Origin of the sequence: Achromobacter dolens (genome assembly GCF_902859745.1) — a bacterium.
Taxonomy (GTDB): Bacteria; Pseudomonadota; Gammaproteobacteria; order Burkholderiales; family Burkholderiaceae_B; genus Achromobacter; species Achromobacter dolens.
On record NZ_CADIJW010000074.1, the window covers coordinates 1 to 18,586 of the forward strand.

22 protein-coding genes and 1 tRNA gene are annotated in these 18,586 nt (G+C 63.6%); 6 read left to right on the forward strand and 17 right to left on the reverse strand.

The window, feature by feature from the left end:
* Positions 1-171: 171 nt before the first annotated feature.
* Complete coding sequence (adhP, locus tag HV783_RS27770) at positions 172-1,200, reverse strand: alcohol dehydrogenase AdhP (protein ID WP_175190263.1); 1,029 nt, start codon at positions 1,198-1,200, stop codon at positions 172-174.
* Positions 1,201-1,411: 211 nt separating this feature from the next.
* Here adhP and HV783_RS27775 point away from each other — a divergent pair, with 211 nt between their 5' ends.
* On the forward strand, positions 1,412-1,801 hold the full coding sequence (locus HV783_RS27775; protein WP_054501072.1) for a ribbon-helix-helix domain-containing protein: 390 nt from the start codon (positions 1,412-1,414) through the stop codon (positions 1,799-1,801).
* Positions 1,802-1,915: 114 nt separating this feature from the next.
* Here HV783_RS27775 and pbpG read toward each other — a convergent pair whose 3' ends face one another.
* Positions 1,916-3,196, reverse strand: coding sequence for a D-alanyl-D-alanine endopeptidase (pbpG, locus tag HV783_RS29565; RefSeq protein WP_240317378.1), 1,281 nt, complete (start codon positions 3,194-3,196; stop codon positions 1,916-1,918).
* A 312-nt stretch (positions 3,197-3,508) separates the two neighbouring features.
* Positions 3,509-3,583, reverse strand: a tRNA-Arg gene (locus tag HV783_RS27785).
* A 170-nt stretch (positions 3,584-3,753) separates the two neighbouring features.
* On the opposite strand from HV783_RS27785, the gene HV783_RS27790 reads away from it, so the two are divergent.
* Positions 3,754-4,782 (forward strand): site-specific integrase, encoded by a 1,029-nt coding sequence (locus tag HV783_RS27790; RefSeq protein WP_175190264.1) that lies wholly within the window; start codon positions 3,754-3,756, stop codon positions 4,780-4,782.
* Here HV783_RS27790 and HV783_RS27795 read toward each other — a convergent pair.
* The 6 genes from HV783_RS27795 to HV783_RS27820 form a co-directional block, all read right to left on the reverse strand.
* Positions 4,779-5,039: a hypothetical protein gene (locus tag HV783_RS27795; RefSeq protein ID WP_063569201.1), complete on the reverse strand. Its 261-nt coding sequence runs from the start codon at positions 5,037-5,039 to the stop codon at positions 4,779-4,781. The two genes, HV783_RS27790 and HV783_RS27795, sit on opposite strands and share 4 nt — an antisense overlap.
* A 268-nt stretch (positions 5,040-5,307) precedes the next feature.
* Entirely contained in the window at positions 5,308-8,010 is a 2,703-nt protein-coding gene (locus HV783_RS27800; RefSeq protein WP_254604073.1) for a toprim domain-containing protein, read from the reverse strand.
* Between the two features lie 2 nt (positions 8,011-8,012).
* Positions 8,013-8,246, reverse strand: a complete 234-nt coding sequence (locus HV783_RS27805) for a hypothetical protein (RefSeq protein ID WP_054479074.1) — start codon at positions 8,244-8,246, stop codon at positions 8,013-8,015.
* 87 nt (positions 8,247-8,333) lie between these two features.
* Entirely contained in the window at positions 8,334-8,720 is a 387-nt protein-coding gene (locus HV783_RS27810) for a hypothetical protein (protein WP_156524619.1), read from the reverse strand.
* Positions 8,713-8,994, reverse strand: a complete 282-nt coding sequence (locus HV783_RS27815) for an Ogr/Delta-like zinc finger protein (RefSeq protein WP_172803068.1) — start codon at positions 8,992-8,994, stop codon at positions 8,713-8,715. Before HV783_RS27815 ends, HV783_RS27810 begins: the two co-directional genes overlap by 8 nt.
* The gene (locus tag HV783_RS27820; protein ID WP_172803067.1) at positions 8,991-9,203 is read right to left on the reverse strand and encodes a hypothetical protein; all 213 of its coding nucleotides are present in this window, start codon (positions 9,201-9,203) and stop codon (positions 8,991-8,993) included. Before HV783_RS27820 ends, HV783_RS27815 begins: the two co-directional genes overlap by 4 nt.
* 81 nt (positions 9,204-9,284) lie before the next feature.
* On the opposite strand from HV783_RS27820, the gene HV783_RS27825 reads away from it, so the two are divergent.
* Together HV783_RS27825 and HV783_RS27830 are read left to right on the forward strand one after the other, a co-directional pair.
* Positions 9,285-9,689, forward strand: coding sequence for a helix-turn-helix domain-containing protein (locus tag HV783_RS27825; RefSeq protein ID WP_063569198.1), 405 nt, complete (start codon positions 9,285-9,287; stop codon positions 9,687-9,689).
* 122 nt (positions 9,690-9,811) lie between these two features.
* The gene (locus HV783_RS27830) at positions 9,812-10,210 is read left to right on the forward strand and encodes a hypothetical protein (RefSeq protein ID WP_156524618.1); all 399 of its coding nucleotides are present in this window, start codon (positions 9,812-9,814) and stop codon (positions 10,208-10,210) included.
* Here HV783_RS27830 and HV783_RS27835 read toward each other — a convergent pair.
* Genes HV783_RS27835 through HV783_RS27865 form a run of 7 tightly spaced genes read right to left on the reverse strand, consistent with a single transcriptional unit; the run spans position 10,133 to position 16,700 of the window.
* Positions 10,133-11,230 carry a contractile injection system protein, VgrG/Pvc8 family gene (locus tag HV783_RS27835; protein ID WP_175190265.1) on the reverse strand — a complete coding sequence of 366 codons (1,098 nt, stop codon included), beginning with the start codon at positions 11,228-11,230 and terminating at the stop codon, positions 10,133-10,135. The two genes, HV783_RS27830 and HV783_RS27835, sit on opposite strands and share 78 nt — an antisense overlap.
* Entirely contained in the window at positions 11,230-11,685 is a 456-nt protein-coding gene (locus HV783_RS27840) for a phage tail protein (protein WP_006390755.1), read from the reverse strand. Before HV783_RS27840 ends, HV783_RS27835 begins: the two co-directional genes overlap by 1 nt.
* 12 nt (positions 11,686-11,697) lie before the next feature.
* Positions 11,698-14,436 carry a phage tail tape measure protein gene (locus tag HV783_RS27845; protein WP_175190266.1) on the reverse strand — a complete coding sequence of 913 codons (2,739 nt, stop codon included), beginning with the start codon at positions 14,434-14,436 and terminating at the stop codon, positions 11,698-11,700.
* 3 nt (positions 14,437-14,439) lie between these two features.
* On the reverse strand, positions 14,440-14,556 hold the full coding sequence (locus HV783_RS27850; protein ID WP_006390753.1) for a GpE family phage tail protein: 117 nt from the start codon (positions 14,554-14,556) through the stop codon (positions 14,440-14,442).
* A gap of 8 nt (positions 14,557-14,564) precedes the next feature.
* On the reverse strand, positions 14,565-14,924 hold the full coding sequence (locus tag HV783_RS27855; protein ID WP_081335662.1) for a phage tail assembly protein: 360 nt from the start codon (positions 14,922-14,924) through the stop codon (positions 14,565-14,567).
* A 21-nt stretch (positions 14,925-14,945) separates the two neighbouring features.
* Positions 14,946-15,461 (reverse strand): phage major tail tube protein, encoded by a 516-nt coding sequence (locus tag HV783_RS27860; RefSeq protein ID WP_058664993.1) that lies wholly within the window; start codon positions 15,459-15,461, stop codon positions 14,946-14,948.
* Between the two features lie 57 nt (positions 15,462-15,518).
* Complete coding sequence (locus HV783_RS27865; protein ID WP_175190267.1) at positions 15,519-16,700, reverse strand: phage tail sheath protein; 1,182 nt, start codon at positions 16,698-16,700, stop codon at positions 15,519-15,521.
* A 147-nt stretch (positions 16,701-16,847) separates the two neighbouring features.
* Here HV783_RS27865 and HV783_RS27870 point away from each other — a divergent pair, with 147 nt between their 5' ends.
* Positions 16,848-17,864, forward strand: a complete 1,017-nt coding sequence (locus HV783_RS27870; RefSeq protein WP_175190268.1) for a tyrosine-type recombinase/integrase — start codon at positions 16,848-16,850, stop codon at positions 17,862-17,864.
* A gap of 9 nt (positions 17,865-17,873) precedes the next feature.
* Here the strand turns inward: HV783_RS27870 and HV783_RS27875 are convergent, their stop codons facing one another.
* On the reverse strand, positions 17,874-18,236 hold the full coding sequence (locus HV783_RS27875) for a phage tail protein (RefSeq protein ID WP_175190269.1): 363 nt from the start codon (positions 18,234-18,236) through the stop codon (positions 17,874-17,876).
* Positions 18,237-18,238: 2 nt separating this feature from the next.
* On the opposite strand from HV783_RS27875, the gene HV783_RS27880 reads away from it, so the two are divergent.
* A complete protein-coding gene (locus HV783_RS27880; protein WP_175190270.1) occupies positions 18,239-18,469 on the forward strand; it encodes a hypothetical protein in 231 nt (76 codons plus the stop codon).
* Positions 18,470-18,586: the final 117 nt, after the last annotated feature.

Sequence of the window (18,586 nt, forward strand, 5' to 3'; positions counted from 1 at the left end):
CCGACAGTTTAAAAGCCAGGCTGTAATCCCGCTGGGTTCGCTTGATCCTTGATTCCAATTGACTCTCCTTTTTTCTCTCAAAAAGGTGTCAACCAAATTCAGGACGGGTCAGCCTCCACAAAAAAGGCGCCTGCCGCGGCAGGCGCCTTTTTGCACGGCAAGGCGCGCGGGTCAAGCCGCCATGTCGAGCACGATGCGGCCCTCGATCTGGCCGCGACGCATGCGGTCGAACACGCTGTTGATGTTCTCCAGCTTCTCGGTGGCCACGGTCGCGTGCACCTTGCCTTCCTCCGCGAACTGCAGCGACTCCTGCAGGTCCAGGCGCGACCCCACGATCGAACCGCGCACCGTCACGCCGTTGAGCACCATGTCGAAGATCGACAGCGGGAAGTCGCCCGGCGGCAGGCCGTTGAGCGCCACGGTGCCGCCGCGGCGCACCATGCCCAGCGCCTGCTCGAAGGCCTTGGGCGAGACCGCCGTGATCAGTGCGCCGTGGGCGCCGCCGATTTCCTTCTTCAGATAGGCCGCCGGATCGGTGGTCTTGGCATTCACGACCACTTCCGCGCCGAGGCGCTTGGCAAAGGCCAGCTTGTCGTCGTCGATGTCCACCGCCGCCACGTTCAGGCCCATGGCGCGCGCATACTGCACCGCCATGTGGCCCAGGCCGCCGATGCCGGAGATCACCACCCAGTTGCCCGGCCGCGTGTCCGTCATCTTCAGGCCCTTGTAGACCGTGACGCCGGCGCACAGCACCGGGGCGATGTCGACGAAGCTGACGTTCTTCGGCAACAGGCCGACATAGTCGGCCGCCGCCAGCGCATACTCGGCGAAGCCGCCGTTGACCGAGTAGCCGGCATTCTGTTGCTGTTCGCACAGCGTTTCCCAGCCGCCCAGGCAATGCTCGCAGTGACCGCAGGCGGAATACAGCCAAGGGATGCCGACGCGGTCGCCTTCCTTGACGTGCGTCACGCCTTCGCCCACCGCCACGACGTGGCCCACGCCCTCGTGGCCGGGGATGAAGGGCGGATTGGGCTTGACCGGCCAGTCGCCCTCGACAGCGTGCAGGTCGGTGTGGCAGACGCCGCAGGCCTCGATCTTCACCAGCAGTTCGCCAGTGCGGGGGCGCGGCACTTCGACTTCTTCGATTTCCAGGGGTTTGCCGAATGCGCGAGCCACGGCGGCCTTCATGGTCTTGTTCATTGCTACCTCCGAAGTCAGATCAGTCTTAGCATGCTCGGATGGGGACGCGTCCGAGACCTTGATTTATATCAACGGCTCTCGGACGAGCTGCGCGCAAGAAACGTATCGTTGCAGAATCGGCGGGAATGCCCCGAGGCAGAGGCGTCTTGCCGGGCTGGCGGCTATCGTCGTACAGTGGCCCGCAAGCCTCGTGTCCGCCCCAGGAGCTCCCATGTGTGAAATCTTCATCCGCGCGAGCGAACAGTCCTATGCGCCCGAAACCCGCTCCCTGCGCCTGCACGGGGTGGCCACCAGCCTGCGCCTGGAGCAATTGTTCTGGCAGGTGCTGGAGGAAATCGCGGCGCGCGATGGCATGCGGGTTACGCAGTTGATTGAGCGGCTGTACGACGAGCTGGTGGAGTACCGCGGCGAGGCCGCCAACTTCACCTCGTTTCTGCGCGTTTGCTGCCTGCGCTACCAGTTGCTGCAGGCCGAGGGCCGCATTCCGGCGGATGCCGCGGTGCCGATCCGCTCGCTCAACCCCCAGGCGGTGCTGGAAGGCCTGCCATCGTCGATGTACGACCCGCAACCGCTGCGGTCCAAGCGGCCGGTGGCGGCGTAGCGCCGCGCCGGCGCGGACACGCGCGGCTTGCGCCCGTCCGCATGCAGCCCCGTCGCCAGACGTAAAAAAAGCCCGATCGACGATCGGGCTTTTTCGTGCGCGGCAATGGTGGGATCAGCCGCCCGGCTGGGCCGAGGCCATGGCCACTTCGCTTTGCACGATGCGGCGGATGCGCACGGCATCGCCGATGCGCGACAGCTTGCCCTGCGAGTCCAGCAGCACGATTGCCAGGTCGCGGCCATTGATACGCGCCAGCATCACCAGGCATTCGCCGGCTTCGTTGATGTAGCCGGTCTTGGACACCTTGATGTCCCAGTCCGGCTTGCGCACCAGCAGGTTGGTGTTGCGGAACGTCTGGGTGCGGTTGTTGATCTCCACGTCGTACTCCGTGTCGGTGGAGTAGCGGTGGATCAGCGGACGCTGCGACGCGGCGCGCAGCAGGCGGGCCAGGTCGTGCGGCGACGACACGTTGTTGCTGGATAGGCCGGTGGGCTCGATGAAATGCGTGCTGGTCATGCCCAGCGACTGCGCCTTGGCGTTCATGGCGGCCACGAAAGCGGGCAGCCCCCCCGGATAATGGCGGCCCAGCGCGTTGGCGGCGCGGTTTTCGGACGACATCAGCGCCAGGTGCAGCATGTCGCCGCGCGACAGCTTGGTGCCCACGCGCAGGCGCGAGGTGGTGTGCTTGAGGCCGTCGATGTCTTCATCGGTGATCTCCAGCATTTCGTCCATCGGCTGGTTGGCGTCCACCACCACCACCGCGGTCATCAGCTTGGAAATCGAGGCGATGGGGCGCACCACGTTTTCGTTCTTGGCGAAGATCACGGTGGAGGTGGCCAGGTCCTGCACGTAGGCGGTGCTGGACCGCAGCGCCGCGGCTTCGGCGCGCACCGACACCGCGGGCGGCGGCATGGCGGCTGCCGCGGCGGCGGCGGCCGTGCGCTGCGCGCGCGACGGCTTGTTGGGCTTGCCGTTTTTGCCGGCCGCGCCCTTCTTGGACGAATTCTGCTGGGCGATGGCCTGCTTGCCGCCCTTGGGCGGGGCCTTCTTGCCCGCGGCCTGCTTGGGCGCGCCCTTGGCGGCGGCCTGTTTGCCGGCGGCGCCCTTGGGCGGCGTCTTGGCGGCGGCCGACTTCGGCGCGGCCTGCTTGCCAGCGGCGGCCTTGGGGGCGGTCTTGCCCGCGGCCTGCTTCGGGGCGGCGGTCTTGCCGGCGCCCGCTTTGGCGGGGGCGGGGGCCTTCTTGGCTTGTTGCGCCTTGCAGGCCGCCGACTTGGCGTTGGTCTTGCAAGGATCGGTATTTTTCGCGGCGAGCGCGGCTGAGGGCAGGAGCGCGCACACCGCCAGCGCCGCCGGCGCTATCGCGTTCGCAATTGCACGTTTCCAGGTAAATGCCATGGTTTGAGCAGGCTTGTCAGTCTGTGATGAATTATTTCCCCGGCCGGGCTTGCTACGGTTCGGGAAAAGTCCAGATGAATTAGGGGCTTACGCGTCGAATTTAAACAGTAATTTCAAGTCGGGCGCAAGGCGATTCGCTATCATCGCCCAAAAAAATATCGGGGACGTATTGACGGGCGGCTTATTCGTCGCGCGCGGCGTCCCGAGACGCTACCGGCGCGCGGCGCGTGAGCGTAGCCCGGATTAACCCTCATCCGGCTGAACGCGCGGGAATTTCGTGGGAGTCGACCTGCGGAACCGCGGTCGGGAGCGTGGCCTCGCCGGGTGGAATCGAACCACCAATTGACCCTTAGGAGGGGCCGGTTATATCCATTTAACTACGGCGAGACGGGCAAAACTGCGGGGATTCCGCAACCCCATGAATGCATGAGGATTTTGTGATAGTTCCTTGATATTAAAGGGCTTTGTCTTGGTGAGAGTTTATCACTCTTCATCATCGTTTCTCACCTGATCTAATATCCCGCTACTACAGAACTACTACAGCAGGAACAGACGAGATGGCCGCGATAGTCAAGATCGGCGCCAAGTGGCGCGCCCAGGTACGCAAGGCAGGACGCAAGTCTATCAGCAGGACGTTTGAGACCAAAATCGAGGCCCAGCGTTGGGCCTTGGAGATCGAGGGAAGCTCGGCCGAAACCGCGTCCATGACGGTGGCCAAGCTGATAGAGAAGTACCGCGAGCTGCGCGCCGAATCGGGCCGCCCGATCAAGCCCAAGTCCAATGAGGACTACATGCTTAAGCACCTGGCGGCCGAGGACGACGGGCTGGGGCAGGTGAAACTTGAGAAGCTGGCCACCTCGCACCTGGTGACCTGGTGCCAGCGCCGCCAGCGCGCCGGCGCCGGGCCGTACACGGTGAACATGCACATGTCCAAGCTCGGGACCGCGATCCGGCACACCAAGAGCATCCTCAACTTGCGCATCGGCGACCCGGTGGGAGACGCCCGGCCAACCCTGCACCATTTTGGACTGATCGGCCCAGGCAACAAGCGCGACCGTCGACCCACGGCCAAGGAGCTGGAACAGCTCTACGCATATTTCGCCGAGCACTTCCCCTATATGGTGGATGTGCTGACGGTGGCTATCAATACCGGGCTGCGCCAGGGTGAGATTTTCCGCATTCGCTGGGCGGATTTGGACGATGTCCGAAAGCTGATCATCGTGCGGGACCGCAAGCACCCGAAGCAGAAGGTCGGGAACGATCAACCCATACCGCTGCTGGGCGAGGCCTGGGCGGCCATTGATCGACAGCCGCGCGATACGCCCGATGGCCGGATATTCCCGTACCGTGCCGCCACGGTGAGCCAGCTATTCACGCGGACGTGTGTGACGCTAGAAATCAAAGACCTGCATTTCCACGACATGCGTCATGAAGCGGTAAGCAGTCTTTTTGAGGCCGGCTGGCAGATTCCGGAAGTGGCGGCGGTCTCCGGCCATAAGGACTGGCGCCAGCTCAAGCGGTACACCCAGATCGACCCGGCAGGACTCCATAACAAAGTCCTGCCGATGCCGAAGCGCGTGGCCTAACGGTCACAGATCAGCGAGGCCTCACGGTAACGCTGGTCGAGATATTCACCGACTGCCCGCACATCGGCGTATCGGTTGCGGCCCTCGGTGTAGGTGGCCACTGCGCATTTGTCGTCCGAGATCAGATTACGCAATGAGCCTTCCTTAATGCCCAGCTCGGTGGCGAGTTCGCTCATGGTCAAGCGCATACGTCCGTAGCGCAAATACAAGATGATCGCCGTGGACGCGGCGGTGGGGGCAATCTGTTTTTCGGTCATTCGGATTCATCCTGGTCAGCCGCGCTGGCACGCTTGAAATCGCAGCGAGGCGGTACGGGGCGGGGGGCTGGTGATGGCGGACGAAGAGCGGCGGGCGGGGCCGCCGACGGCGGTCGAAGCTGGACGGCGCGAGGCTGGATCATCGCCTGCGCTGTGATTTCAAGGCAGCGGGCGAGCGCCGGCGAGCGCAGGGCATCCGCAAGCGTGCCGCGAAGGCGCGCGGCCGCGTGCGCCTGCGCGAGCTGGGGAAGCGTAGGCTTGTGCATCGTCATGCCCCCTTCCGGAAGACCCAGCAATGCACCGTCGTGGCCTTGGTGGTGCCGGCCTGGCTCGCGTTCTGACGAATGCGGCTCTTGACGGTCTTCACCTCCAGGAACTTGTGCTGACGGCTGGTGCGTAGAACCTTCTTCAAATCGCTCAACGCTGGCACCTGCTGGCGGTGCGTGGCTGCGGCCTCGATGAAGTGATTCAGGTTGACCGCAATCTCTTCGTCGTTGCAAGAGTGGTTGAGCTGGGGCGCCATCTCGTCGTCGCCGTTGAGATAGGTGTAAGCCTCCCAGAATCCCTGCACGATGGGATGGTCCGCATTGATGACCAGCTGCCGCTCGGCCGCCATCGTGCCGATGAGGTCGGCGGCCGCCTGGTATTGCTCATCGGTCAGCCGAACCACCAGGCGAAGCGCATCCAGGACGGCCAGCAGCTGCGCATGGCATTTCATGATGCGGGTCATCTTGATATCGCCACGTTCACGCAAAGCGTCAACGTGATCCTGATAGCGCGAAAACACGGTCTCCAAGACTTTTTCCTCGCGCTTGGTCGCCGCCAGAATGAAGCCGGATACATCGCTGGTAGGCGTGGTCTCCAGCGCGACGGCGGCGGCCAACGTCTTGGCGTTCTGGCCGGCGCGGTCGATGTTGATATGCACGATGCGAGATAGGATGGCTTCGGACGCGTTCACCTCGTTGTTTTGCGAGATGACAATGGATCCTCGGAACGGCGGTTCGTAGGTCTCGTTGCCGCCGTTGGCCACACCGCGAGAACGGATGCTGCGGCCGTTGTAGGCGGTTTTCAGCTCGTCCCAATCAAAAGACTTCACATGCGATTTCTCTTCGCCCAGGCGCTCCCGGTCGGATTCGATCAGCACCACGGGAAGGCCTGCGACCTGGGCGAAGTTGCGCGCGCGCGCCGGCGTCGTGGACTTGGACGGGTCGAAGCCCTCGTAATCAGTCCGTCCGAACAGCTTCCACAGGAACTCAATCAGCGTTGACTTGCCCGAGCCTGCCTCGCCCACGACTTCCAGAAAGGGATAGCTTTTCTGGTGCGCGCGGATCTGTTCAGCAAATAGCGAGCCGAACCAGAACGCCAGTGTCACGATGCCCTTAGCGCCGAAGGCGGTCCAGATGTGCTGCAGCCATTCCGCCTTGTATTCGTGCGGGTCGCCGTTCACAGTCAGCGTGACGGAGTGATTCAGACTTTTGACCGAAAGGCGGCCGATGTCGAAGAAGTCCTCTTCGTTCACCTCATAAATCGTGCCGTCCTTCACCGCCAGCGCGCCAAGGATGTACGCGCCATGCTCGCGGCTGTAGCCGATGAAATCCACCGTCTCCACGCGCTTGATGTTGTAAAGGCGGCGCTCCATCATCCTGTCGAGGTGATGGCCTTGGCCCGAGAACATGGCGCCCGGGGCGATGGCCAAGAGGCGCTTCTTGAACTCGCTGGCGGTGGACACCTGGGACGATGTGAAGGTGTTCTTCACGGGCGGCCCGTCGTGCGGGAACTCCACGCGGAAGTAATACCAGCTTTCGTCCGTGAGCTTGTTTTCTTGGAAGTACAGGGGCGTGGGGTAGCAGTTGGAAATGGAGCGAATGCCTCCCGCCTCGCGCAGTGCGAGCGCGCGCAGCTCGTCGGATGCAAGTTGCTCCGTCGCCTCTTTGCCGATCCGATCCATCGCCTTTTGGTAGGCGTCGATATCCATCCGGAACCAATACAGGCGCTTGCCGAACTCGAAATCAAACTCCGTCCGGCTGTTGTCGTGTTCATACAGCAGCAGGGCCTTTTCGGTGGCACTACGCGCCAGCAGCACCGCCCCATGGTGCAGGTACAGCTTGCGGCCTTCTTGGGACAGGCGGCGCGGGGCGCCCTCAGGCGCGTGTTGGTCGAGCTGGTAGAGGTCGTTCCAGTCGCGTTTACGCTTCCCGTCCTGCGGGATGATGGCCGCCTTGCACGTCCAGCCGTCTTCGGTAGCGCGTTCGGCGTGCTTGCGCGTGAAGCGCCGGCCGGCGGCGTCGCCGTCCAATGCCCAGACCAGATGCGGCAGATTGTTGGGGCGTGCGTCTGCGAGCGCGCGCAGTGCGCTGGATGGATAGTTGTTGCACGACATTGTGGCGGCGGCCTGGATGCCGATCAACCATAGGGCGATCGCATCAAAGATGCCTTCAACAAGCCACAGCTCTGCGACCTTGGCGGGGTCGAATCCGGGCGGCGTCCACCACTCGCCCATGTAGCTGCCACCGGGCTGGAAGCGGGCCTTCTGCTTGCCGAACCGTCCCGGCTCATCTATCAGGCGTTCCCAATACGTGCGGCCCACAGGGAAGCGAACTGTTGCGGAAACGAGATTGCGCGCTCGATCGTGATATGTCTCTTGCGTGTAGCAGCCGGCCAGCCGGGCTACGTCGAAGCCGCGGGCGTGCGCCAGGTAGGCGTCAGCGGCCGCGTGCGGATTGGTCTTCATGTCCTCGGCGTAGCGCTTCGACCAGTGTTCAAAAATGTCCGAGAACAGCTCTTTTACATGGCCTTCCCAGCCGCATTTATCGAGGCGGCCGCAACGCAGCACCCAGGGGTGGTCTGCGTGCGTGTATACCTCGCGCTTCTTGCAAGCGGGGCAGATGCCCTGGCGAAGCCAGCCCTGTCGCTCTTTGAACTCGAAGTCCGCGAGGCGGGACATAACGTCGCGGTGAATATCGGGCTTCATGATTACGCCATCAGGTTGCGTTCGCGCAGGGTGCGCATGGCGGCGGCGTGAACGGCGCACGCGGCGGTAAGCATATGGCCGGACAGAACGGTATCGCCGGCCGAGGCCGTCAGGAACAGGGATTGGCCCGGCTCATAGGCGCCGCGCACCAGATATTCGGTGAGCTTGGCCAAGGCCTTCACCTCGTCATCGTTCATGTGTGTTTCGATGCGGGCATGCACGGGGATGGCAGGCATATTCGATTCCTTCGGAAAACAGTTCCCCGCGACGAGCGCAGATGCGCCCGCCGGCAAGGCGGTAGGACGTGGGGGTAGGTAGAGGTGCTACAGCGCCAGGGCGGCAGCTTCCTGGGCGCTCAGGAGGTGGGCGATTTCCACCGAGGAAAGAACGCGAGTGCGGCCGGTGGCGCGGTCAACGACAAACAGCGCGTGGCTGGTGCTGCGGTCCATGTCGAAGTTGACCGGGCTGGAGCGACTGCCGACTTCTGCGATGGCCTTCGCTGCTTCGGTCTCGGCGGTGCGTTGCGAGCAGTTGGCCACCGCCATCAGGTGCGCCACGCAACGCTCCAACAACTGGTTATCACGGGGGCCGGGCATCGTGGCGCCGTTGTCTTTCTCCAGGGCCAGGAATTGATGCGCCTGGTCGGCAAGGAAGTTGCGATTCCAGTTCGTGGAGGACCCATTCACTAGGGCAAGGCGCTGGCTATTCATGGTGGTCTAGGCTCAGTTGTCGTGGATCGGAGTGCGCCGAGGCGCGGCGCAACAGCAGTTCGCTGCGGGGGGAGAGGGGCAGGTTGACGCGTGGATTCGGAATGGCCGGCGGGGTGATGGTGCAGACCGCTTCCAAATGGGACTTCCAGGTATGACCGCAGGTCAGTTCCCGGCACTGGAAGTAGAGGACGCGCATTGTGTCCGATAGCCGCTCGCTGGTCCGCACCGTCGCCGATGTGCCGCAGTGCGGGCAGTGCTGGCTCAACACATTCATGCCGCACCCCGCCGGCTCTTGCTGGCCTGTTTCTTGTAGGTCGCGAGGCCAAGGCGATAGATCATCAACGCGAATTGCGCGACCGATCGCTCTTCTTTCGCGGCCAGCACCTTGCATTCGTCATGCTCAGGGACGGGCATCCGGAGGCCGACCAACTGGCGAACGGTGCAGGAATCTGCATTTCGTTTTGGTGTTTGAGTATGTCTCATGGCGTTACACTGTGTTTGACTACAGAACAGTGTGATTCTGGTGCAGAAATCTGCACCTGTCAATATGCGGAGTGCAGAATTATGCGTATAGAAATTGGGGCCAGATTGAAAGAGGAGCGCGAGCGCCTGGGCATGACGCAACAGGACTTCGCCGCGTTGGGTGGCGCGTCCAAGCGTTCGCAGATCGAATGGGAAAAGGGCGGGCAGGTGCCGAACGCTGAGTTTCTGGCGGCCATCGACGGGCGAGGTGTGGACGTGCTCTACATCGTTACGGGGCGACGCTATGAGGTCGAGCAGGTGGACGCGGAGTTGCAGCGAATGGCGGACGCGTGGGAAACGCTGGATAGGGCGCTTGCACAGGTCGGGCGCACACTGTCCCCCGAGAAAAAGCGAAAGGCTGCAGAAGCGCTCTACAAAGCGAGCAAAGCGCAGGTTGGCGCCGACAAGAGCCATCTAGCCGAGCTGGTCATGCAACTGGCCGCGTAGCCTTCCGGACTCTCTTCCCCTAGTCTGCGCGCCAGCCCCGCACAAGGTCGGCATGGGGCCGCAGGCAGGCACACGGCGCAGGCCCGCGCGATGCCGGTGTTTGCAAAGAAGGAAGAGAAAAAATGCAAGACAAGGAACACCCCCACGCCAAGGTGCTGCACCTGCGGCGCAATCCGGTTATGACTAGTTCCCCTGGTGGTGACGTGCTGCGCACGCTGCTGCAGACGTTGCGCGAAGCCGACCCGGTCGCCGAAAGGCTTCCGGCAGCGGCAACAGTCGACGGGGGAGGCCAAGCGTCTGAGCTGGTGCAGATGGCACGCGGCAATGCGAACATCCAGGCGCATCAGCATGCGGCGTTAAGGCAGGAAATCGACGGCTCCAACAACATTCAGCTTTCCGGGCTAAACGTTGTTGTGACGCTAGGCGCGGGAGCGCGTAGCGCGTCAGTCTTCGACGCCATCCCCTTGGCCTGGCGCGTCGTCGCCTACGTCCTGATCGTGGTTGTCGCTTTCTTTGCGTGACTCGAAGGTTTCAGCCTCTGCGCTGGTCGTCAGCCCGCCATCGTCCAGCTTGTGCGTCACACGCGATAGCAGCCACACGGTGGAGCTGATAAGCGGTTTGGTGCCAAGCATGCGGACCTTGGCCTGCGGCGTCAGGTCCGGCCGACCATAGGCCAGCTCAAAACGCAGCGTGGCGGTGCCGCGCTGCAGGCGTGCCCATTCAGCGCGAGCTGCCTCTAACGCGTCCTCTTCGCTCGCATAAAGTTGCCGCAGGCGCTTGGCGTTGCCGATCACGCCCGCCAGGACATGCCGGCGTTTGGCCTTGCCCTTGTCCTGCCAGGACGCATGTACCCCGGTGTACGAATCGCGGTCCGCGACTTGGTAGCGTATGGCGTCGCCGTCCCGTCGCGTCAGCTCGATGGTGGGCATCTCCTTGCCGCTGGCCGTGCCTCCGTTGGCGATGGGCAGGAACAGCAGCTTTCCTTCTTTGATGGTGGCCACGGCGTCGTAGCGCTTGCCAATGCGATTCAGAAACGCCAGGTCTGATTCGTCGGTCTGGTCGATGTGCGCGATTTTCGTTGCGCCGAACGAGCCAACCACGGGCGCGAGCTTGTGCGCCTTGGCGATGGTCTCCACGATGGCTTTGATAGTGGCCTTGTGGAAACTGCGCGTGCCGCGCGTGCGCAGCGCGTTGCTCATGTCTGCGCTGCGGGCGCGCAGCGTGATGACATCTGGCGGCCCGGAAAACTCCACTTCGTCCACCTCGAACGTCCCTTTATCGACCAGGCCGCGCGCATCGCTCCAGCCGAGAAAGACCCGCACGACCACGCCACGGCGCGGCAGCTCCAGCAGCCCATCATGGTCGCTCAGGGTGATATCGAGCTGGTCGGCCTGGTCGGACCGGCATTCGGTGATGGACAGGCTGACCAGGCGCGGCGCGAGCTTGCCGGTCACATCCTGATCGCCAAGCAGGACGCGCCAGCGGGGTGCTGGGTAGTCGGTGCGGCCGCGCTGCAGGCCTTCGGACAGAGCCGCGAACATCAAAGCCCCCAGCCGGCGATAGAGCCGTCCATAGTGTCGATGGGAATCTGCAGGTCATCCAGCAGCGGCCGCGCCTGCGAATCGTCCACGCACTTGAGCGTGAGCGTGAAATCCGTTTTTTGCGGTAGACCGTTCACCACGAACATGGAGCCTTCTTCGTCCAGGCTGGTGATGATGAAGGCGCCGTAAACGGTGCCGATGCCATCCACCATGACATAGGCCTTGCCTGTGTCGCCCATACGGCGCAGCAGGCGGATGGCGCCGGTTGTGCCGAACAGCTGCGGGATGATGGTTCCCGACAAGGTGATGGTGTCTTCTCCCTTGCCCACAAACTGATAGGCCGGACCCGCACCCATGCGCGAGTTCGACGGATGCCGCCATTCCGTCTGCCTCTTGAGGGTCTGGTAGGCGGCGGTGGGCAGGCCAAAAATGAACATGCCGAGGGCCATCATCATGGTGGTGGTCTCCTAATCGTTGTCGTAGTACGCGGAGCGCAGGCGCGCGGCCTTGTCGGCATCGCGCCGCCGCAGGGCATCGTCCACCGCGCGCGCGATGTCTTGCGCGCCGGCGCCGGCGCCGCTGATTTGGATGGTGATCGTGTCGCCCTGGATCGTGATCGAGCGCCCGCCCGCTCCGTTCGCGGCCATGGCCGGCCGGCGATCGATGCGCGCCAGGGCGCCAGCATCGGTGACCATGCCGGCGGGTGCTGCCAGCAGGCCGCCAGAGGCCGCCAGAGCACCCGAGGCAGGCAACATGGCCCCACCTATGGCCACGGATGCCGCGAGCGCCTGGGCGGCCCTTACGGCGGCCGGCTGGCCCGCCTCGATGCCGACGGCGGCACCCTCGGACACAAAGCCGCCCATCTGGGCAAATACCCGGCTGGGCGAGTGAATGCCAAGCTTTTCCTTGAACCAGCCGACGATACCCGTACCGATGTTGGAAATCGATTCCTTGAGCGCCCCGGCCATGCTGGAAATGCCGTTGATCAAGCCCTGGATCAGCATCGAGCCGAATTGCGTGAAGTTGCCGGGCAGCTCAAGGCCCAACGTCCCCAGCGCGCCGGTGATCGCCTGGTACAGCAAGCCCAGCGGTGACCAGTTCACCAGCAGCGCACCGATGCCGGCAAGGCCGCCATCGAAGGCGACCTTCACGGACTCCCAGATGTCGGAGAAGAACGTCGTGAGGCCGCTCCAGGCGGCGGAAAGTATCGGTATGGGATTCAGGGCGGCCAGCAGCTGGCCCAGCCACGCCATGGCCGAATCAAACGCCGCGGTGACCTGCGCCCAGAGGTCGGAGAAAAACGCCTTGATCGGCGTCCAGTACTGGTAGATGAGATATGCGGCGCCGGCGATGGCCGCGACCGCCAGCACGATGGGATTTCCGAGTAGCAGTTTTCCCACTGACACAATGGCGCTGCCCAGCAGCCCAAAACCACCCTTGGCCAAGTTGAACAGCACGCCAATCAGACTGCCGCCCTGGATACCGAGCATGGACAACCCGTAGCGCACCACGATGAACGGCCCTAGCACAGCGGCCAGCGCGAGCGTGAGCGCGCCGAAAGCTGCGACCAGGCCGGCGATGACGGCGGCCGTGGCGGTGAGCGCGCGGGCAATCTGCGGGTTAACCTTCATCCAATCGCCCACGGCACTCACGACGCCCGCCAGGCCTTTGGTGAGGCGGCGCAGCGTCTTATCGTGCAGTTCTTCGGTCTGGATGCCGACATCCTCCCAGGCGCTTTTCAGCTCGTCCAGATCGCCGGTGAGGTTGTCGGCCATGGTGCCGGCCGTCTTGTCCGCTTCGCCGGCGGCCTTCTTCAATATGGCGACGAACTTCTGCAGCTCGCCCGTGCCGGCTTGTTCCACCAGCACCTGCAGGCCGCTGAATGCTTCCTCGCCGGCGATGTGCTTGAAGATGCCCGAGCGCTGGGCGTTGCCCATTTTCGCCGTCTTCTTGTACAGCTCGGCCAGGATGTCGGGAAGCTGCCGCAGATTGCCCTTGGCGTCCTTCGTTTTGATGTTCAACTTGTTCAAGGCGTCGGCGGCCGCCTTCGGCGGTGCGGCCAAGCGGCCGATGACTGCCCGCAATGCGGTGCCGCCCATGCTGCCCTGAATGCCCGCGTCGCCCAGCTTGCCGGCCATGGCCGCCACGGTCTCGATGTCCTGGCCGACGCCGGCCGCCACGGGCGCCACGTACTTCATGGTCTCGCCCAGCATGTACAGGCTTGTATTGGACCGCGTGAAAGCGCCGGTCAGCACGTCGCCCACGCGGTTCATCTGTTCGGCTGGTAGCTTGAATCCGGTAAGGATGTTCGACCCGATGTCGGCGGTTTGCGCGAGATCGGTGTCGCCGGCCTTGGCCAGCGACAGCATACCGGGCATGGCGTCCTGGATGGCCTTGGGGGTAAAGCCCGCCATGGCCAAGAAGCCTTGCGCGTCCGCCGCCTGCGTCGCGGAGAACATTGTCTTGGCGCCGAGGTCTCGCGCCTGCTTGCGCAGCGCCTGCATCTCGGCGCTGTCCTTCTCGATGCGGGCCAGCGCCTGAACCTTGCTCATCTTGGCGTCGAATTCGACACCAGGCCGGATGAAACGCGATTCCGCGTACAGGGCAGCGCCGCCGGACGCCAGGCCAGCGGCGCCGGCGCCGGCCATTGCGCCCACGGCTGCTTTGCCGTTGCCGTACTTCTCTTTGGCTGAGGCCAGTTTCTGGTGGTGCGAAGCGGCGGCCTGCAGCTTGCGCGTCTGCCTGTCCAGTGCCTGTGACGTGATGTCGATCTTCTGGCGCAGGTTGCGTTCGTCCCGCGCCAGGTTCGATGTGGAAAGGCCCGCGCGCGTCAGGTTGTCCCGCAGACGTTGAAGCTCTACGGACTGTTGGCCGTGCCGCTCTTTCAGCTGCTGGGCAGCACGCACCGCCCGGTTGAATTCCCGCGTCATGGCACGGGTGGGATTGGTGGCCCCCTGCATCTGCTGGGCCAAGGCGGCTACGCGCTGCTGCGCCGTCGCTAGTTCAGCGCGGGTGGTCTGCAGGCCGCGCGTCAGCTCGCGGAATTGCCCTACCTCGCGCTGCGCCGCCGTCAACTGCTTGAGCTTTCCGCGCAGATCGGCGACGCCCTGGGCGGACGCGCCGGCAGTGCTCTTGATCTTGCGAAGCGGCCCCGACAGCTTGTCCTGCAGGGCAGCTATGACGCGAAGCTGTAACGCCTTGTCCATCTGTTACGTCTCGGGTTGGTAGCGCACGCGCGCTCGCTCGCGCCAGTCGGCCAGCTCGGTCAATTCCATCGGATCCATCTCGGCCGGCGGCCAATGAAAGACCATGGCGATATCCGCCATGGCGTCTTCTACGCAGTTTGGATAGCCAGCCGTTCCGCCTTGCTCATAAAAAAACTGGCGACCGTGGCCCCCACGTTCAACAGGTCGGCGGGGTCCAAATCTCTGATCTCGGCCGGCGTCAGGATGGGTTCGCAAACGCGCGGCAGTACAGTGGTCAGCGCCTGCACGTCAACCTGCACCAGAGCCATGAGCGTGACGCCGCGCAGGGCTCCGGCCTTCGGCTTGCGGATCAGCAGGCGGGCGATGTCGCCGCTGGCGCGCTTGATCGGCTCATCCAGGTCAACCGATTTCAGGTCGAGGGTGTCGATGACGGCGGCCGTCAGGGCTTGCGGTTGTTGGTCGATGTGCGAAGGGGTCTTGTCGGTCATGATGGTTCCAGGAGTAGAGGGTTACAGGCCGATGGCGGTACGGATGGCCTGCATGGTGTCGATCTCGCCGACCATGTGAATCATGTTCACCAGGTCGATTTCAAAGACCGTCTGGCCATCGTGCGATTCCTTGTAGTAGACGCACTCGGTGACGATCTTGAATTCGGTGTCATCGCCGACTTTCGACTCGCCGCGATCGATCTCGGAATGGCGACCGCGGACGATGATCTCCACGGCGGTCACTTCGTTGGTGTCGTCGCGTTGGTACGCTTGGGCAAAGCGCAGCTGCACGCCCGCAACGTCCACCGCGCCATACTGCTGCAGGACTTGCTTGACGTTTCCGCCGCACGTCCATTCGACTTTCAGCGCGTCGTCATCCAGGCCGAAATCAGCCTTGATGGCGCCCGCGACGCCGCCGGCGCGAAACGCTTCCATCTTGCGCGTCAGCTTGGGCAGGGTGACGGACGTGGCGACGCCGGCGTAACTGGTGCCGTCGTTGTAGACGTTCATGTTTTTGAGCTTGGTGGGCAGTCCCATGGAATTGGCTCCGAATGTGCAGATGGCCCAGCGCGGGCGTGCGCCGGGCAGGATGGGTTACGCGGCGATCCGCTGCGCGAAGTCCAGCAGATAGCGGTCGGTGATGCGCTGGCGGAAGCCCAGGTCTTCCAGCGGTGGCACGGGCGTGTAGTCGTAGTCGAGCACCAACTTTCCGCTCTTGAGCGATTCCTTGGTGTTCGGCTCTTCGTCGTACCAGGCCTGCCCGTCGATGATCAGGCCCAGGGATTTGAGCTGGCGGAATTTGGCGTTGATGCCTTCCAGGATGTCTTTGACCAGCGACGCATGCAGGGGCGCGTCTACAGCCCACATGTGCGCCTCGGCCATCGTGTCGGCCAGAATCTGCGCGGTGCGGGTGTAGTTCTCGAACGGGAAGAGGCTCGAAGGGCCGGCGCACGTGCGGCTACCCCAGAAGCGAAAGCCGGTGCGGTTCACCAGCGTGGTGATGTCCTTCTCGTTCAGGTAGCCGGCATCGGTGGCGGGGTCTTGCAAGTCCCAGAAGACGTCCTTGCTGATGCCCGTGACGCCGTTGACTGCGACGTTGGACAGCACCTTGTGCCAGCCGATGTCCTTGTCCAGCTTGGCGCGCAGGCCCAGCGCGGCGGCCGACGCGGTGATGATGCCTTCGGCGTTCGCGCGCGTGTCCCATCCCAGGAACTCGGGCCAGATCAGCATGAGTTCGCGCTGTCCGAAACCTTCGCGGAACGCTGCGGCGTCTTCCTTGGTGTCGCAGCCCTTCATGCTGGCATAGCCGAAGCCGCGCAGCTTCTGCGCCGTCTCGGCCAGCGCCGCCGTGGTGGCGGCGTTCTCCAGGCCCGGGATGCCGATGATGCGCGGTTTCAGCTTGGGGCCGGAGTTCTGCGCAGCCAGCAGCGCTTTGAGGCCGGTATAGCGGCCGTCGCTGCCGGCGCCGCCGATAACGTTGGACGTGGTTTCGGCTTCGGTGGCGCCCTGTGCGACACGGACGATTACCGTGGCGGGGTTCGTCTGGGCAGCGATGGCGTCCAGCGAGCGCGCCAAGGTGCCTTTGGTGCCGGCCTTGCCGGCGGCCGCCAGGATGTTGGTGGCCAGTACTGGCGTATTCAGGGGGAACGCTTTCGGGTCTGCGTCTTCCGCCGTGGCCACCAGGCCAACGACTGCGGATGAGACGGTGCGAATGGGGCGCGTGCCGTCGTCGGCCTCGATGACGCGCACGCCGTGGTGATACTGGTCAAGTGCCATGGGTGGAAACCTCAGAGTGGTGAGCAACGACCGCAGGAGCGCTGCGGGGTATGTCGGGCAGTTTGAACGTCTACCCTCGCGCGCGCACGGAAATCAACTTGTGTAGGTCTGAGACACAGGGCGTGGGATACTTCGGGCTTTTTCGCCATGCATCACAGCCGACGCCGCATCAGGAAAGCCGTACCGACCCTTGCGCAAGCTTTGGATCGCTATCTGTCTGAAATCTCATCCACCAAGAAGGGGCATGCGGCGGAGCGCTCGATAGCGCGCATATGGACGGGAACCAGGTTGGCGCACCGGCCGGTAGATCGCATACGCGCAAGCGATCTCGCGGAGCTGCGCGACGACTGGCTCAAAGCAAGAGCACCCGCCACGGTCGTGCGCCGGATGGCCCTGCTATCGCACGTCTACACGATCATTCGCAAGGATTGGGGGTTTGATTGGTTGGCCAACCCGGTGCAGCTTGTGAGACGGCCGGCGGTGAACGATGCGCGTGACCGCAGGCTATTTACGCAAATCCAGCTGCGCGGCATATCTGAGGGGGAATGCCCGCGCGAAGAACTCGATTGGATCATCCGCGCCACGCGTTCAAATGAGCTGCCGACCATCCTTGTGGTGGCGCGCGAGACTGGCATGCGGCGGTCAGAGGTGGTTGGTATCTGCCGCGAGAATTTGGACTTGATGCATGGGGTGGTTCATCTTCCCAACACAAAGAACGGGCGCGCCCGAGATGTGCCATTGACGCCGCTGGCGCGCGAAGCACTGCGGCGCTGGGTGACAGGAAGGCCTATGCGAGGACGCATCTTTACGATGATGGCCGGCTCTGTGACGCGGGCTTTCATACGCGCTCGGCGCCGGGCGCGCATCCAGTATGAAATGCTGTGCCGCAAGCACGGCCGGCGGCCCAACCCCGCATATTTTGCAGACCTTCGTTTTCACGACCTTCGGCATGAAGGCACCTCGCAGCTGGCCACCGTCTTTCAGGTCCATGAGCTTGCCAAGGTGAACGGAAATGTGGATACGCGCATGTTGTTGCGGTACTACCACCCGAGGGGACGTGAGCTTGCGCAGAAGCTCGCCCGAAGTCCCCTGGGGCGGCGTCAACTTGCAGCGATTCGTCTTGGCAAGGTGTCTAGCGAGGTTGCGCAAGCGATCGCCGCTTAGTGCGGCTTGCTACGCGTTGGCTGCGCCATCGACGGGTTCGGTTGAGGACGCCTCGGGCTTGGTGCTTGTGAGCCAGGATGGCAACGGTCCCCAACCCGGATAGGCCAGGTCCGTACCGTTCACGTTCACGCTCGTTCCCACCGCATATACCTGTCCCGTTTCCACGTCCCACAGTGGGGTTTTTCGGTGATCTTCCACCATGACCCACTGCGATCCCGCAAGCCTAGCGACCATCCCCGGCCGTTTCTCGGGCGGCGCTTCGCTATGGGCGCCGAACGGGATATTGAAGCGCCCGGGGGAAAAGGGGAGTTCATTCGCCTGGGCCTCGTAAAGGTAAAGACCATCAGCGTCGGTTTGATAGACAGTTTTCATGCTTGTCACTCCTACTGGTTGAAAATTGCACTGCAAATGCGCGGGCGCTGGCTTCGCGCCAGGCCGACGCCCTTCGTTCGCACGCGCATACGTACAACGGCACCACGCTGATCGCCGCAGGCGCAGGGTCGGGCGTGAATATTTACGGCAACTATTCCGGCAACACGACCGCCACGGGTGGCAGCGAGACCCGGCCGGAGAACGTCGCCTATCACCCCCGCATCCATGCCTGACGACTGCCTCACTGCAAATGCGAGGCCGCTGGCGACGCGCCAGGCTCAACAGATCCAAAGCCACCTCCACGCAAGCTTGGCCGTGGGCGTAGGCGATGGCTCGTTGGGGCCTGGCCA